Source organism: Bradyrhizobium sp. F1.13.3, assembly GCF_040548265.1.
GTDB lineage: Bacteria > Pseudomonadota > Alphaproteobacteria > Rhizobiales > Xanthobacteraceae > Bradyrhizobium.
Genome location: NZ_JBEPRI010000006.1, coordinates 114,417 through 128,088 on the forward strand (window position 1 = coordinate 114,417; position 13,672 = coordinate 128,088).

12 protein-coding genes and 1 tRNA gene are annotated in these 13,672 nt (G+C 64.7%); 3 read left to right on the forward strand and 10 right to left on the reverse strand.

The features are described from left to right. Positions 1–93: 93 nt before the first annotated feature. Both ABIB66_RS17950 and ABIB66_RS17955 read right to left on the reverse strand, forming a co-directional pair. Positions 94–777, reverse strand: coding sequence for an aspartate/glutamate racemase family protein (locus ABIB66_RS17950; protein WP_354208064.1), 684 nt, complete (start codon positions 775–777; stop codon positions 94–96). Between the two features lie 11 nt (positions 778–788). Next, entirely contained in the window at positions 789–2,471 is a 1,683-nt protein-coding gene (locus ABIB66_RS17955; RefSeq protein ID WP_354255098.1) for a methyl-accepting chemotaxis protein, read from the reverse strand. A 297-nt stretch (positions 2,472–2,768) separates the two neighbouring features. On the opposite strand from ABIB66_RS17955, the gene ABIB66_RS17960 reads away from it, so the two are divergent. Together ABIB66_RS17960 and ABIB66_RS17965 are read left to right on the forward strand one after the other, a co-directional pair. Then, a complete protein-coding gene (locus ABIB66_RS17960; protein ID WP_354208068.1) occupies positions 2,769–3,269 on the forward strand; it encodes a hypothetical protein in 501 nt (166 codons plus the stop codon). Positions 3,270–3,280: 11 nt separating this feature from the next. Beyond that, positions 3,281–3,754 (forward strand): hypothetical protein, encoded by a 474-nt coding sequence (locus ABIB66_RS17965; protein WP_354208070.1) that lies wholly within the window; start codon positions 3,281–3,283, stop codon positions 3,752–3,754. A 56-nt stretch (positions 3,755–3,810) separates the two neighbouring features. Here ABIB66_RS17965 and ABIB66_RS17970 read toward each other — a convergent pair whose 3' ends face one another. Together ABIB66_RS17970 and ABIB66_RS17975 are read right to left on the reverse strand one after the other, a co-directional pair. Continuing rightward, positions 3,811–4,740: a CobW family GTP-binding protein gene (locus tag ABIB66_RS17970; RefSeq protein ID WP_354255099.1), complete on the reverse strand. Its 930-nt coding sequence runs from the start codon at positions 4,738–4,740 to the stop codon at positions 3,811–3,813. 3 nt (positions 4,741–4,743) lie between these two features. After that, a complete protein-coding gene (locus ABIB66_RS17975; RefSeq protein ID WP_354208073.1) occupies positions 4,744–6,234 on the reverse strand; it encodes an amidohydrolase family protein in 1,491 nt (496 codons plus the stop codon). A gap of 1,004 nt (positions 6,235–7,238) precedes the next feature. Between ABIB66_RS17975 and ABIB66_RS17980 the strand changes: the two genes are divergently transcribed. Further along, positions 7,239–8,192 (forward strand): alpha/beta hydrolase, encoded by a 954-nt coding sequence (locus ABIB66_RS17980; RefSeq protein ID WP_275173662.1) that lies wholly within the window; start codon positions 7,239–7,241, stop codon positions 8,190–8,192. Between the two features lie 103 nt (positions 8,193–8,295). On the opposite strand, the gene ABIB66_RS17985 is transcribed toward ABIB66_RS17980, so the two are convergent. The 6 genes from ABIB66_RS17985 to ABIB66_RS18010 form a co-directional block, all read right to left on the reverse strand. Beyond that, positions 8,296–8,386, reverse strand: a tRNA-Glu gene (locus ABIB66_RS17985). Between the two features lie 10 nt (positions 8,387–8,396). After that, positions 8,397–9,326: an HlyD family secretion protein gene (locus ABIB66_RS17990; RefSeq protein WP_354255100.1), complete on the reverse strand. Its 930-nt coding sequence runs from the start codon at positions 9,324–9,326 to the stop codon at positions 8,397–8,399. 29 nt (positions 9,327–9,355) lie between these two features. Next, positions 9,356–10,411: a SphA family protein gene (locus ABIB66_RS17995; protein WP_354255251.1), complete on the reverse strand. Its 1,056-nt coding sequence runs from the start codon at positions 10,409–10,411 to the stop codon at positions 9,356–9,358. A 43-nt stretch (positions 10,412–10,454) separates the two neighbouring features. Next, on the reverse strand, positions 10,455–10,772 hold the full coding sequence (locus ABIB66_RS18000) for a hypothetical protein (RefSeq protein WP_354255101.1): 318 nt from the start codon (positions 10,770–10,772) through the stop codon (positions 10,455–10,457). Between the two features lie 60 nt (positions 10,773–10,832). Continuing rightward, a complete protein-coding gene (locus ABIB66_RS18005; protein WP_354255102.1) occupies positions 10,833–11,831 on the reverse strand; it encodes an HAD family hydrolase in 999 nt (332 codons plus the stop codon). Between the two features lie 88 nt (positions 11,832–11,919). After that, entirely contained in the window at positions 11,920–13,644 is a 1,725-nt protein-coding gene (locus tag ABIB66_RS18010; RefSeq protein ID WP_502918326.1) for an arylsulfatase, read from the reverse strand. Between the last annotated feature and the right edge of the window lie 28 nt (positions 13,645–13,672).

Consider the following 13,672-nt stretch of genomic DNA (forward strand, 5'->3'; position numbering starts at 1 on the left):
TCGGCAGGTCCGATGGTTCTGCTTCGTCACTTTAACCGAGGTCGTCAAGGGCAAGAACGCCGGTCGCGATGACCGTTCCCGCGGGCCGGAATTTCAGTCGGTCGCGCGCGCCGTGACGAGGCGAATAATCCGCGCCACGGCAGACGGGATCGGCGCGATGATTGGCACGGTGAACATCGGCTGAAGCTCGCGCGCGGCTTCGCCCAGCGGCCCGCCACCGATGATGACCGCCTCTGCGCCATCCTGCGCGATGCAGGCCTCGACCGCACCGGCGAGAGCCGCGCGCAGCCACGCCGGATCACGCATCAAGTCTTGCGGATCGCCCTTGGCGAAGCGGGCGCCGGTGTAATGCGATCGCAAACCCAGCGCTTCCGGCAGAGCGTCGATCTTCGCTTCCAACAGCGGTGTCGTGGTCGCCACGCCGAAGCGGCGGCCGTTCTCGGCGGCTTCCAGCATCGAGGACTCGCCGATGCCGACCGCGGGCAGTTTCATCGCGGCCTTGATCCCCGCCAATCCGGGATCGCCGAACGCCGCGACGATGATACCGTCGCATGCATGCCGGTTCGACTGCGCGATCTCGAGAACTTCGGTGGAAGCTGCATCCAGCGCATCCGGCGTCACGATCATTTGCGGCGCGCGCGTTGCGGTCGCGCCGTCGACGTCGAAGCCGTCCACGGCGGCCGACTTCGCGATGGCGACCATCATCGCTGTGGTCGCCACGGAACTGTTCGGATTGATCAGGAGAACGCGCGCGCGACGATCGGAATTTGGGCCCATCCCCTGCTATACTAGGCCGCTCGCACCCCCGCAACGAAAGCGCTGACCTCGGTTTCCAGCGATTGCAGCTTCTGCGACAGCCGGCCGCTCGATTGCAGCACGAGGCCGGCGGCCTGGCCGGTCTCCGCCGTGGCATCAGTGACGCCCGAGATGTTCTGCGAGACCTGGTCGGTGCCGGAGGCGGCCTCCCTTACGCTGTGGGCGATCGCCGCGGTCGCGGCGCCCTGCTCCTCGACGGCTGCGGCGATCGACGAGGAAATCTCGTTGACCTCCATGATGGTCTTGCGAATGCTGTCGATGTTGCCGACCACCTGGTTGGTCTCGGCCTGGATCGCGGTGATCTGCGCGCCGATCTCGTCGGTCGCCTTCGCGGTCTGGCTTGCCAGCGACTTCACTTCGCTTGCCACCACGGCAAAGCCCTTGCCAGCCTCGCCGGCGCGCGCCGCCTCGATGGTGGCGTTGAGCGCGAGCAGATTGGTCTGCGAGGCGATCTGGTTGATGAGGTCGATGACCTCGCCGATCTTGTGCGCGGCGGCGGCAAGTCCCTGCACCGTGTCGTTGGTGCGCTGACCGTCGGCGGCGGCCTTGTCGGCCACGCTTGCAGCCTGCGCGACGCGCTGGCTGATCTCGGCGATCGAGGACGACAGCTGCCCGGCGGCGGAGGCCACCGTCTGCACGTTGCTCGAAGCCTGCTGGCAGGCGGTGGCGACGAAGCTCGCACGGTCGGTCGCCTTGTTCGCGGTCTCGGACATGCCCTGCGCGGCCTGCTGCATCGCGCGCGCCTCGTTGAAGACGTCGCGGACGACGGCCTGAACGTTGGCCTCGAACTTGCCGGCGAGGTCGGTCATCGTCTTGCGCTTCTCCTCGTCGGCCTTCTGCTTCGTCTCCTGCTGTTCGGCGTGCATCCGGCCGACCGCCGACGCATTGTCCTTGAACACGGCGAGCGCCTTGGCGAGCCCGCCGATCTCGTCGCGACGATCGGTATGGGGCACATCGAACGCGCTGTCGCCGGCGGCGAGGCGCTCGGTGAGCGCAGTGATCTTCGCCAGCGGCCGGGTCACGCTGCGGCCGATCACGAAGGAGGCGCCGAGCACGAGCACGAACACGGCCAGGCACACCAGGGCGAACGTCATCGCATTCTGGCGGAAGACGGCGTCGACATCGTCGAGATAGATCCCGGTACCGATGATCCAGCCCCAGGGCGCAAAGCCCTTCACATAGGAGATTTTCCCGACCGGCTGGTCGAAGCCGGGCTTCGGCCAGAGGTAGCTGTAGAAGCCCGCGCCCTGCTTCTTGACGACGTCAACGAAGCCGACGAACAGCGCGTTGCCGGACGGATCCTTCATCCCGGCGAGATCCTTGCCGTCGAGTTCGGGCTTGATCGGATGCATGACCATCTTGGGGGTCATGTCGTTCAGCCAGAAATACTCGACCTTGTCGTAGCGCAGGCTCTTGATTTCCGCGATCGCGCCGGCCTGGGCCTGCTCGCGCGGGAGTTTTCCCTCACTCTCGAGCTTCTGGTAGTGCGCCAGGATGCCGTAGCCGACGTCGACCATGTGCTGCGTCTTGGCCTCACGGTCTGCGATCATCTGCGCGCGCAGGGTCGAAAGCGCGATCGGCGCCAGCGCGATCATGCCGAGGAGGCTGATGCCGACAATCAGGACCAGCTTGAAACTGATGCGGGAGAAAAACATAGGTGCTCGCAAGATTTGGAAGGGCTGATATGCCAGTTTATCCCGCGCCCCTTAGCAAAGCTTTAAGCATTCGGGGTCCCCGCAAAACACGCAAAACTCCGTAGGATCCTACCGGCACGCCGCGGACGGCCTCGCAGGTTCACGAGGCCAGCTGCATCCAAGATGCGATCTCTTCAAAACTAGAAGGCCTCGATATCGCCCCTCCGAGCGTTGACTTGCAGGGGGCCCTGACGGAACGATCGACGCAGATCATCAGCGCCAGCCGGGGCGTGGGCGCAGCCGGAGGCCAGAGGCTCAATGCATCAATCGACATCGACAGGATCCCTCGACCTTCCGTCGCTGAACGCGGCGGAGCGGCTCTTCATTTGGGGATTTCGGGCGAAGGCGCGCAGCGGAAGCGCCGTTCCGACCGCGGCCGACGTCCAGCAAGTGTACGACCACTTTCGCGTGGGCGATGCCGTGCCTTCGCTGGAGTCCATCATCGAGATTTTTGCCTGCACGGCGCATACGGCGATCGCGGTGCACTGCCCGACCTGCCCGCGCATGTCCGACAGCGAGCACGGCATGTTGCGGGCGATCGCCGCCGCGCAGAAAGAGCGCGATGATATCGCGCGCGAGCAGTTCGAATGCTGGCTGCCGCCTGTCGGCGCCGACTGGGCCCTCGCACCCGTGCGGGGACTTGCAACGATCTTCCGCATGGCGGGCCTCATCCTGCCCGACCGACACGTTCCGTCTTTCGACCATGACCGGACCATGGCGATGAAGAGCTGGCTGGTCGGAAGCCCCACGTTGCACTGACGGGATCGCGCGTGATGCAGGACAGTTACGGCTCTGTGTCTGTCACGGAAGCCGGCCAGGCGCGGCTCTGTCCGCTCCAGGCCGCGCTTGCGACGCGGCCTGACGTCGAGAGCTACGATGATTTTGGCCGCGTCACGCTCTCGCTGTTCCGGTTCATCGCCGCCGCCTATGCGACCGGCGCGTCCGATTGCTGGGAGGCGGCTTATCGCTTTGCCGACGAGGCGCCCGGCATCGCCGATAGCCCGCTGCTGGTCGCACGCGTTGCCGCGCTGGTCAGGATCCTGCGCAGCGGCCGGCCGTGCCAATTGTGCTTCATGCCGCCGTCGTGCCGGCGTCTGTCGAAGGACGAGGCGGAATTGATGCGGCTGCTGGCGGTGGCGCGCGGCAATCGGCCGGGTGAGCTCGAATCCGCCGTCTGCCAGTTCGTCGGCAACGAGAACTGGATCGCGACAACTAGGGCAGTCAACGCGCTCGCGTTCTGCTGATACAGTCCTTCCAGACCACCGTGTTCGCCTCGCGCAATTCGCTTGAGGCGGCAGCTTCACCGATCGGCAACGCACGTCGCCATGATCGCATCGAGCTCCGCCTTCGAGAGCACGCCTAGCTCGGCGATGAACACGATGCGCGCGGCGGGCAGGCCCGGCGTCGGCACTTCGCCTGGCACCAGCGTGGCGCGGCCGGCGGCGAATTGAAACACCATCTGGCGCCCGGGCTGCTCGACGGTCTCGAACAGGCCTTTGGCCCGCGCGAGTTTTGGCGCAAGCTGACCGATCGCCTGCTGCAGGCGGGGCAGCGAGAGCGGCTGGTCCGAGGTCCAGCTCAGCGTTTCGAAGCGTTGCTCTGCCGGACGTTTCGGTCCGGGCTCGCGCCGCGCGGGGGCGCGATCGACGGTCGCGGGAAACAGCAGCGCGGACGGAATCTCGCCATGCTGCGCATCGACCACCACAGCAGGGACGCGCTGCGCGCGGATGGCCTCGCGCATCCGCCTGCCGGCGCCCTCGTCCGCCAGATCCAGCTTGCTCAGAGCCACGATGTCGGCGACACGCAGCTGCGAACGATGCAGCGCGTCGTCGAGAGCGGCGGGGGGTGTTGCCGCGTCCATCACGCAGACCACCGTTTCCAGGGGCGCCTCGCGCAGGATCACGGGATCCATCAAATTGCGGACGATGTCGGCGGGATCGGCGACGCCGCTGGTCTCGATGACGATGTACTCGGGCTTCGGATCACGCCGCAGCAGCGTCGAAAGCGTGCGCAGCAGGTCACCTTCAAGCGAGCAGCAGATGCAGCCGTTGGCGAGGCTGACCACGCCGTCGCTGGCGCCCGCGATCAGCTCGGCATCGATGTTGATCGCACCGAAATCGTTGACTACAGCGGCGATCCGCCGCCCCTCCGCATGCGCCAGCAGATGGTTCACGACCGTGGTCTTGCCGGCCCCCAGAAAGCCCGTCACCAGGAGAATGGGGACCGGCATGTCTCAGCCCCCAACGACGGGGCGGCGCACGGGACGGCCGGGCCGCGCCGCCACGTCCAGCACGCCATCTGTGATCAGCACCTCGCCGCTGACGATCAGATGCCGCACGCCTTCGGAGGGGCGGTTCATCGCCGTGAAGGTCGCGCGGTCCGAGAGCTTCTCGTAGTCGAACACGACGATGTCGGCATCGGCGTCCTTCGCGAGCCGGCCCTTGGCGCGCATCGCGGGCGTGCTCTGCGAGAGGATCTCCGCCGGGATCAGCGCGCATTTGCGCACGCCTTCGAGCAGCGACACCGTCTTGCGCTCGCGCACCCATTCGCGGATGAACTTTGTGAAGCAGCCGGCCGAGCGCGGATGCGAGGTGGCGTCATCCGGCAGCGGCCAGGCATCGCCGGTGTAGGTCTTGCCGTCAGACGTCGTCCACGGCATCGCGTCGGAGGCGATGGCGCCGCCGGGATAGAGCACCGACATGTCGAGGAGGTCGCGGTGATGCGCATTGTTCTCGGTGTCGAGGATGTGCCACAGCACCAGCGAAGACGGCTCTTCGCCCTGCGCCTTCAAGAGCTCCTCGCGATCGCTGAAGCGGTGGCCGTCGGTGACCCGCTGCACGGAATCGTAGCCGGTGCCGTTGCGCTCGACGAATTCGGGGTCGCTGAAAAACGCGGCCGCCAGCACGGTCGATCCGGTGCCGTAGGGATAGGCCTCGACCGTGATCGGCAGGCCCTGCGCCTGCGCTTTCGCGATCAGCACACGGCAGCGCTCGACGTCAGTCTTGCTCGACGAATTGAAATGGCAGATGTGCATGTGCGCGCCGGTGGCGCCGGCATAGCCGATCAGGCGGATATAGGCCTCCGCCGCGCTCTCGGGGTCGACGCGCGACATGTAGGCGACATGCGTGAAGGTCGGCACGTCCTGCGCGGCCGCGAGCTGGCAGACCGCGGTCAGCTCCTGCACGCCGGCGCCTGGCGCATAGGCGTTCAAGATGCCGATGCCGATGCCGCCCTCATTCAGGCCGCGCGACAATCTCTCGAGGATTCCCGCAACCTCCGCATCGCTCGCCACGTTGTCCATCCAGCGGCGATCGCGCATGGCATTGCCGAACGCCTCCAGCGAGCTCTCCGCATTGGAGCCCGTCATCGCGCCGATGCGCGCGAAGGCCCAGTTGGTGGCGGCGCCGTAGTTCAGCACGCGTCCCTTCCGCGCCTGGCGCTCATACCACGACCCGACCGGCAGCACGCCGGCTTCGAGATCGAGCGTCGTCGTGACGCCATCAAACGCCTGCATGCGATCGGCGGGGAGCGACTGGCCATGCGCATGCAGGTCGATGAAGCCGGGCGCGACCACGAGGCCGGTCGCGTCGATCACCCGCTCGGCGCCGCCGAGCGAGGCGCCGACCGCGGCGACCTTGCCGTCCACCACCGCCACATCGCCAACCGCGTCCATTCCGCTGGCGGGATCCACCACCCGGCCGCCAGAGATCACCAAGCCGCTCATGTCGTCACTCCCTCACGCTGAATTCGCATCAAGGCAGATTCCCGGAGGGACGACCACCTCCACCGATGCCGACGCATCATGCTCGCAAGGGAGGCTCGAAGGCAGGCTCGAAAGGGAGGCTCGAAGGAGAGGTCAATTCACAGCAGGTCGCGGACACGCGCTCGCAGTCTCGCGGCAGGTTTGCCCGAGGTATGCTTCTCGCTTCACGCCCTCGAAGAAAGGGCGCAGGCAAGACCGGGCGCCGGCTGGCACCCATAAAGACCCCCATGCGAACTGATTGCACACGCAATGCACAGGGGAGACACAGGGCAGCCGAGACCAGGCCTTCCCTGCGCGATGGTTTGACGGCCTATGCCGCGCTCTCCCCGGAGACGAGTTCCTTCTTGCCTCCGTCACCTCCGTGAAATGCACGGCACCGCGCCGGTTGACGCGCTGACGCCTTCGCAAAGGCTTGACCGTAGCAACGACGGCCAGGACCACACGGTTTTGCCGTACGCGAGCTTCCTGCTTCGCCCAAGGCTTCGCAGGACATGGCCCTGCTTCGGCAAAAGACTTCGCAGGCATTGGGCGCCGTCCGTCGATGCGGTTCGTGCCATGCTCACGAGGTTCATCTCGCCCTGCATGCACAATCCCGCCTTTAACGCCGCCCGCGTCCACCGCAACTCCCAACCCGCGTTCGTGACGACGTACGACCGCCCCTCTTGTGGGCTGGGATGGGCGACACATACGACATTTCCGAATTTCGGTAAAGCGGAATATTTTTGCTGGCGGGGATTGACTTGCGTTTGCGGCTGTTTCGCGCGACCGCCGGAGACGACCGACGCCACGACCATGCAATGGACCGCGAAGCTGCTCCGCCGTCTTCTCGCCCCCATTGTCATTCAGGAAGTTAGATGGGGCGCTACGGTGGACAAAGTTCCCAAAGGTTTCGTGTGATCGCTCGACCTCTTCTGCAACGCGACCCTCACCATTCTATTTCGCGCCGCGCTCTCCTCGGTGGATTTATGTCGGCAGGGACCGCCATTGCGCTCGGCGGATGCGCCGGCTTGGGTGCGACCGGGGCGCGTTTCGACGCGTCATCGCTCTCCCTTGATCCCACATTGCTCGTCGCCACCACGCGCAAGCCCGTCAACGGTGGTCGCACGAAACCCTGGTTCGGGCCGGAGCGTGCAACCAACATGACGGTCGCGAGGGCGAAGCTGGTGGCGCCGGACGAGAGCCGACTTTCTCTCGCCTCGGTCGGATTTGGCGATTGGCGCCTTGATCGGCTCGAACCGGTATCGGCAGACGTTGGCGATCTGGTCGCGCAGGCCGGCGGAGGAGACGTGCTTATCTATGTGCACGGCTTCAAACAGACATTCGAGACGGCGATGCTGGATGCCGCTCATCTCTCGGATGGGATCAAGTTCCGCGGCCGAACCGTGGCGTTCTCCTGGCCTTCCAAGGCAGGGCTGTTCGACTATGCCTATGACCGCGACAGCGCGATGTGGTCCCGCGACGATTTCGAACGCGTGCTCTCTGCCCTCGTGTCCGCTCCGGGCGGCGGCCGCGTACACATCGTTGCGCACAGCATGGGAACCATGCTGACGCTCGAAAGCCTGCGTCAGCTCTATGCCCGATACGGCGACACAGTTACGAGCAAGATCGGCGCGGTTGTGTTTGCTGCGCCAGATATCGACATGGACGTGTTCACGTCGGCGGTCCACCGCATCGGTCCGCTTGCCGGCAAAATCACCGTGATCGCCGCGACGAACGATCGCGCACTGGCGCTGTCGGGACAAATCGCAGGTGGAATGACCAGGGTGGGCGCCGCCGAGAAGGCCGTCATCGCGCGGCTCGGTGTGCGCGTGGTAGATGCCTCGCAGGAAGGCTGGGGCATCATCAACCACGATCTGTTTCTGTCGAATGCAGAAGTGCAGCGGGTGATCCGCCGCTCGATCGACGGCACGATCGCGTAAGAGAGCGCCTGCGCCGAGCCGTGGAAAGCTCGCTCCTGCGCTTGCTCGTTGCGGCTTCAGGCGGGAACGGCCGGGGTTTGAAGTGCCCAGTCTCGTACGCGAATGGCGCTCCCTAGGGGAATCGAACCCCTGTTTCAGCCTTGAGAGGGCCGCGTCCTTATATGCCCCTTCCTCGACCTACCATCTAGTACCAAGATCGCCTTCCTAGAGGTAGAGCGCCAGTGCCCTCCCGTAGAGCAGCACCCACCCGAAGAAGTCGAACGGGCTCGAATTCGCCGCGTAGGCGGTTGCGGTGCCGGACATCCCGGGGCGCAACGCGGCCGGATCGATCTCCTCGGGCCGATTGATCAGCGCGGGATATTCGGCGGTCAGGGCCAACGCCGTGAGGCGGGTGAGCTCTCCGGACGCGGCGATCTGCCCCTCACCAACGCCACTGACGATCTCGCCGATCGTCGAGGTATAGAGATGGCCCGGATTGTTCGAGAGCGCGAATTGAACCCGGGTGCCCGACCTGATGGCCTGGTACCCGTTCTGTGAGAAGATGCCGACCAGTTGGACGGCGTCCGCGACGAGGAACGACAGGACCGCCTTCGAGGATGTCGCCCGGTCGCCCTTGCTCAAGGCGAGGTTCGCGACGTAGCCGTCGGCCGGAGCGACCACGGTCGTCTGCGCCAGATCGTACTTCGCCTTGTCCAGTTGGGCCTTGAGCTGGTCGACCTCGGACTGGCGCTCCTGGACGTCGAACGCCCGGCCGGAACTGCTGGCCTGCAGATCCTTCATCTGGGAAAGCCGGAGCTCCTGGAAGCCCAGTTGTGCCTCGATGATGCGGACCTGGGCGTCGTAGGGAGCGGGGTCGATCGTGAAAAGCACCGTACCCGCCTTGACCGGCGCGTTCGCCTTCACCGATATCGCGGTGATCTGGCCCGAGACGTTCGGAGTCACCTCGACCACGCGGCTGATGACGACGACCCGACCGGTGGGCGCGAGGTAGTTCAGGGCCCCTGCAAAAAGCGCTGCGATGAAGAGGCCGATCAGAACGGTTGCCGTGCCGGTGCCCCATCCCCACGAAAGCCATCTCAGCTTGGCGAAGACCAGCCAGACGACCAGCACATACAAGATCGCGATGATGGCCATTGCGGATGCCCCTACTGAAGCCGTCCTCCCTACTTCGTCAGCAGGTGCTTCGTCGGCGTAACGGCCTTCGGGGCCGCTTCCGAAATCGAAAACGTCAGCCACGTATTCCAGCCCGCGGGCCGGTTGGACTGGGCGAATTCTCCGTAGGCCTTCACCCCGAGGTAGCCCTGCATGTCGGCGACCGGAAAGACGTATCCGACCTGGGGGCCGACGCCCAGAACGCGCGACCGGAAAGCTCCCAGCACCTCCGGCTGACCGAAGTCGTGCGTGACCTGCTGATACGCGTAGCCGACGAAACCGACGAACACCTCCTTCGACAGGAACTTGGAGACCCCCCAGTCGAAGTGGAAGTCGACGCCGCTCTGGTATTGGGTGTCCGGATTCTTGAAATTGTAGGTGAAGCCGGCGACGCCGGACAGCTCGACGCCGGTGGCGGGGTTGAGGTAGGTGTAGCCGCCGCCGAGGTCGATCGCGCCGTGCCCCATCCCGACGTTGGAGAGGCGATTGGGGTTGTAGTCGCCGACCGGGATGTCGCCGGCGGCGTAGACCATGTAGTTGTTGACGCCGCTGTTCCACTTGAGCTTCAGGGTCGGATAGAGGTCGCCGTAGGAGACGAGGGCATCCTCGAGAAATCCCTGCCTGGTGGTGACGAGCGGACCGGCGGTGGCGGTCAGCGTGCCGGCGAGGCTGGCGCTGTTCCGGCCATAGATGCCCGCCATCGTCGCCGATAGCTGACCACCGAACACCGGCGTTGCGAAGGTGTAGGTCGGCGCGATCAGCATCAGATCGCCCTGGCCACTCAAAGCCAGGTTCAGGTTGACGTTCACGGTCGGGGAAAATCTGCCGATCTGGGCTTCGCGCGCTGCGGCCGCGGCTCCGGACGCGTTCACGGTGGCATGGTAGTAGATCGCGGCCGCGGACCAGCCCGGGGTCGTCGGCGTCGCCGCCAGGCTGCCGTACAATCCGGGCAGCCAGAACGAGAGCCCGCTTTCGTCCGCGCGCGATTCCTCCGGAGTACATGCGAGGGCGGCAGTCGCTGCGACGACGGCGATCCGCCAGCAAGTCGATCCCTGGAATTTCATCATCAAGCACCTTTCGGCCGGACGGCCGTGTCCAGCTCGATACATTCTACTTTTTCAACCGCATCTCTATGACGTCGATCGCAAGCAGATCGGTGTAGCGACGCTCCATTGTTTCGACGTAGTCGTCGGCGAAGTGCGGGCCGCTTTCCTGGGACATCGCCTGCCAGGCGGCTTGCTTCTCGGCGCGGCACGACAATATTGCCAGCCGTGAGACCACTTGAGCAGCTTCATTGGTCTTGGCAAATCGGACCGCTGTAGCGTCGGCACACGCCCGCCATTTCTTGATGGCGGTTTTGGAATCTTCTTCAGCCGTCGCGGCAAAGGAGACACAACATACGGCAGCAGCCAGCATCAGTCTGTTCATCGGGTTGCTCCTCAGGTTGGGGGAAGCGTCAATTGCAGTGTCACTCTCTTGTGGTCGCTGTCACTTCTCGGGCTTGAAAACCGCTCTCCAGTCCCGTTTCATGTCGACGATTGTCCAGCCCTTTGCCCTGCCTTCATCCAGCGCCTTATCGAGCTTGCCCACCTTCGACTGCCGATCATAGGCGTACTCCCGTTCGGCATCGGTATGATGGACGATGCCGGCAAAGCGCACGCCAGCGCCGGCCGTCGTCCACTGCAGCATCTGCAGGTCGCCATCTGAGTTGCCGAAGGCGAAGATCGGCCGCCGTCCGATGAAACGGTTGATTCCGACGGGCTTGCCCGGCCCCTCGTCGACGAACTCGACCTTGGGCATCTTGAGAAGGAACGGCTTGCCGCCAGGGTCCGTCCGAAACGTCACGACGCCCGACGAGCCGACCACCTGTTCGGGCGGAATGCCGTAGACTCTCTCTGTCCAGGGCCGCATGAACTCCACGCCGCCGGCGGACACGATGAAGGTCTTGAAGCCTTTGCTCCGGAGAAGCCCGACCAGTTCCAGCATCGGCTGGTAGGTCAGTTCGGTGTAGGGACGGTTGAAGCGCGGATGCCGCGCCGTCGCGAGCCACTCGACCACCGACTTCGAGAACTCGTCGGTGGTCATGCCGCTGTGGGCGACGCCGACGATCTGCATCAGGCCCTTTTCGCCCGCGCCGGCCAGCGCCTTCATGTCTCCATCGAGCACCGCCTTGAACGGCTGCGTCGTCTTCCACTCAGGATGCTGCGGAGCCATCGCCTTGACGCGGTCGAGAGCGAAGAGACCTTGGAAATAGAACGGCTGCTCTGTCCAGAGCGTGCCGTCGTTGTCGAACACGGCCACGCGCTCGGGTGCCGGCACGAACTCCGCGCCACCCTCGGCCGTGACGCGTTCTACGAATTCGGTGATCGACTTCTTGACCTGGCCGTCGTTCCAGGAAGGCAGCGGATCGGTCTGCGCCCACGCGACGCCGGCGACGAAGGAAAGAATTCCCCCGACCAGAAGGCTTGAGACGCTCTTCCAACTCATTGTGCCACCTTCGTTGCCCCGATCAGGAGGTGGCCCTATAAGCACCACCTCCATCGCTTGATTGATCACGACCTCGTCGAGGCGGACGTCAGTTTTTCGCGGCCCCCTGCTGCAGCGCCTGCAACGCCTTCTCAACGCTCAACGACCCGGAGACCTGGCTCGGTGGGTAGTCCTTGAAGGTCGCGAGGAACTGACCCATGACCGTCGTGGCGGGCATCATGACCCAGAGCTTCTTGCCCCACCATTCGCCGTAGGAGGTCGACTCGGTCTGATAGCGCTCCCACGGGTCGACGCGAAGGTTGGTCACGATCGGGACGTTGGTCGAATCCTCTTTGCCGGAGAACAGGTTTCCGACGATGGTCTTGAAGGTGATCTTCCATTCGTTGAAGCGCACCGCCATCAGATCGGCGTTGTCGCTGAAATAGAAGAACTCCCGGCGCGGACTTTCGGTGACCTTGCCTTCGAAGAACGGCATGAAGTTGTAGCCGTCGAGATGGTTCTTGAAGGTCTTCTCGCCCGCCTTGTAGCCGGTGAGCAGCTTGCTCTTCAGATCCGGATCGCCGCCGGCGGCCGCAACGAGGGTCGGCATCCAGTCTTCGGCCGACATGACGTTGTTGATGATGGTGCCCGGCTTGATGACGCCGGGCCACGTGGCCAGCATCGGTACCCGAAAGCCTCCTTCGTACACGGTGCCTTTTTCGCCGCGGAACGGATGATTGCCGCCATCGGGCCAACTGAAGATTTCGGCACCATTGTCGCTGGTGAACATCACGATCGTGTTGTCGGCCACCCCGAGTGCGTCCAGCTTGGCGAGCAGCTCGCCCACCACCCAGTCCAGTTCGGCCATCGCATCGGCAAACAGGCCGAAGCCCGTCTTGCCGTCCCACTGCTTGGAGAGGTGCGTAAAGGAGTGACAGCGCGTGGAGTTGTGCCAGAGGAAGAACGGCTTGTTGGCCTTCACCGAGCGGTCCATGAAGTCGCACGAACGCCTCACCAGGTCCGGCTCGATGTCCTCCATGCTCACCTTGGCGGCGGGATCCATGCCCGGATGCGGCGGCAGCGGACCCGCGTCCGTGATCTTCTGCTTGCCGACGCGGCCCCAGCGGGGATCCGTCGTCGGATCATCGGCGTCGGTGGCCACGCTGCTGATGATGTTCCGCGGGCCGAACCTTTCGCGGAATTTCGCGTCCTTCGGATATTGCGGGTCGTAGGGTTCCTCCAGCGCGTTGAGGTGGTAGAGGATCCCGTGGAATTCATCGAAGCCGTGAACCGTTGGCAGGTATTCGTTGCGATCCCCGAGATGGTTCTTGCCGATTTGCGCCGTCGCGTAGCCGAGCGGCTTGAGGAAATCCGCTATCGTCGGATCGGAATCCTGCAAGCCCTGTTTCGCCGCAGGCAGGCCGACCTTCAGCAGCCCTGTGCGAAACGGCGTCTGCCCGGTGATGAACGCCGCGCGTCCCGCGGTGCAGGATTGTTGTCCGTAGTAATCGGTGAACAGCGCGCCGTCGCGTGCGAGTCGGTCGATGTTCGGCGTGCTGCCGCCCATCATGCCGCGGTGGTAGGCGCTGATGTTCCAGATGCCGACATCGTCGGCCATGATCATGACGATATTCGGCTTGCGGTTGCTGGAAGCAGGTGATGGCGTGGGACTCGGCGCCGCCTTCTGCGCCTGCGCCAACGCCCCGGAAGTCATTGTCGCCGCCGCGACCAGAGCCGACGAGCCCAGCAAGATGTTGCGACGTGTATGGGCGCGATCTTCCCTCGCCTGCAACTGCGCTTCGTTCTTGTCTTGCTCCGTGGTGTCATCGGGCATCTTGGGCTCCTTCTCCACTGTGAGGACT

Bases quoted from the DNA above. Each gene is read 5' to 3' on its own strand.
- ABIB66_RS17950 (WP_354208064.1), bottom strand. From the start codon at position 777: ATGGGCCCAAATTCCGATCGTCGCGCGCGCGTTCTCCTGATCAATCCG.
- ABIB66_RS17955 (WP_354255098.1), bottom strand. From the start codon at position 2,471: ATGTTTTTCTCCCGCATCAGTTTCAAGCTGGTCCTGATTGTCGGCATC.
- ABIB66_RS17960 (WP_354208068.1), top strand. From the start codon at position 2,769: ATGCATCAATCGACATCGACAGGATCCCTCGACCTTCCGTCGCTGAAC.
- ABIB66_RS17970 (WP_354255099.1), bottom strand. From the start codon at position 4,740: ATGCCGGTCCCCATTCTCCTGGTGACGGGCTTTCTGGGGGCCGGCAAG.
- ABIB66_RS17975 (WP_354208073.1), bottom strand. From the start codon at position 6,234: ATGAGCGGCTTGGTGATCTCTGGCGGCCGGGTGGTGGATCCCGCCAGC.
- ABIB66_RS17980 (WP_275173662.1), top strand. From the start codon at position 7,239: ATGTCGGCAGGGACCGCCATTGCGCTCGGCGGATGCGCCGGCTTGGGT.
- ABIB66_RS17990 (WP_354255100.1), bottom strand. From the start codon at position 9,326: ATGGCCATCATCGCGATCTTGTATGTGCTGGTCGTCTGGCTGGTCTTC.
- ABIB66_RS17995 (WP_354255251.1), bottom strand. From the start codon at position 10,411: ATGATGAAATTCCAGGGATCGACTTGCTGGCGGATCGCCGTCGTCGCA.
- ABIB66_RS18000 (WP_354255101.1), bottom strand. From the start codon at position 10,772: ATGAACAGACTGATGCTGGCTGCTGCCGTATGTTGTGTCTCCTTTGCC.
- ABIB66_RS18005 (WP_354255102.1), bottom strand. From the start codon at position 11,831: ATGAGTTGGAAGAGCGTCTCAAGCCTTCTGGTCGGGGGAATTCTTTCC.
- ABIB66_RS18010 (WP_502918326.1), bottom strand. From the start codon at position 13,644: ATGCCCGATGACACCACGGAGCAAGACAAGAACGAAGCGCAGTTGCAG.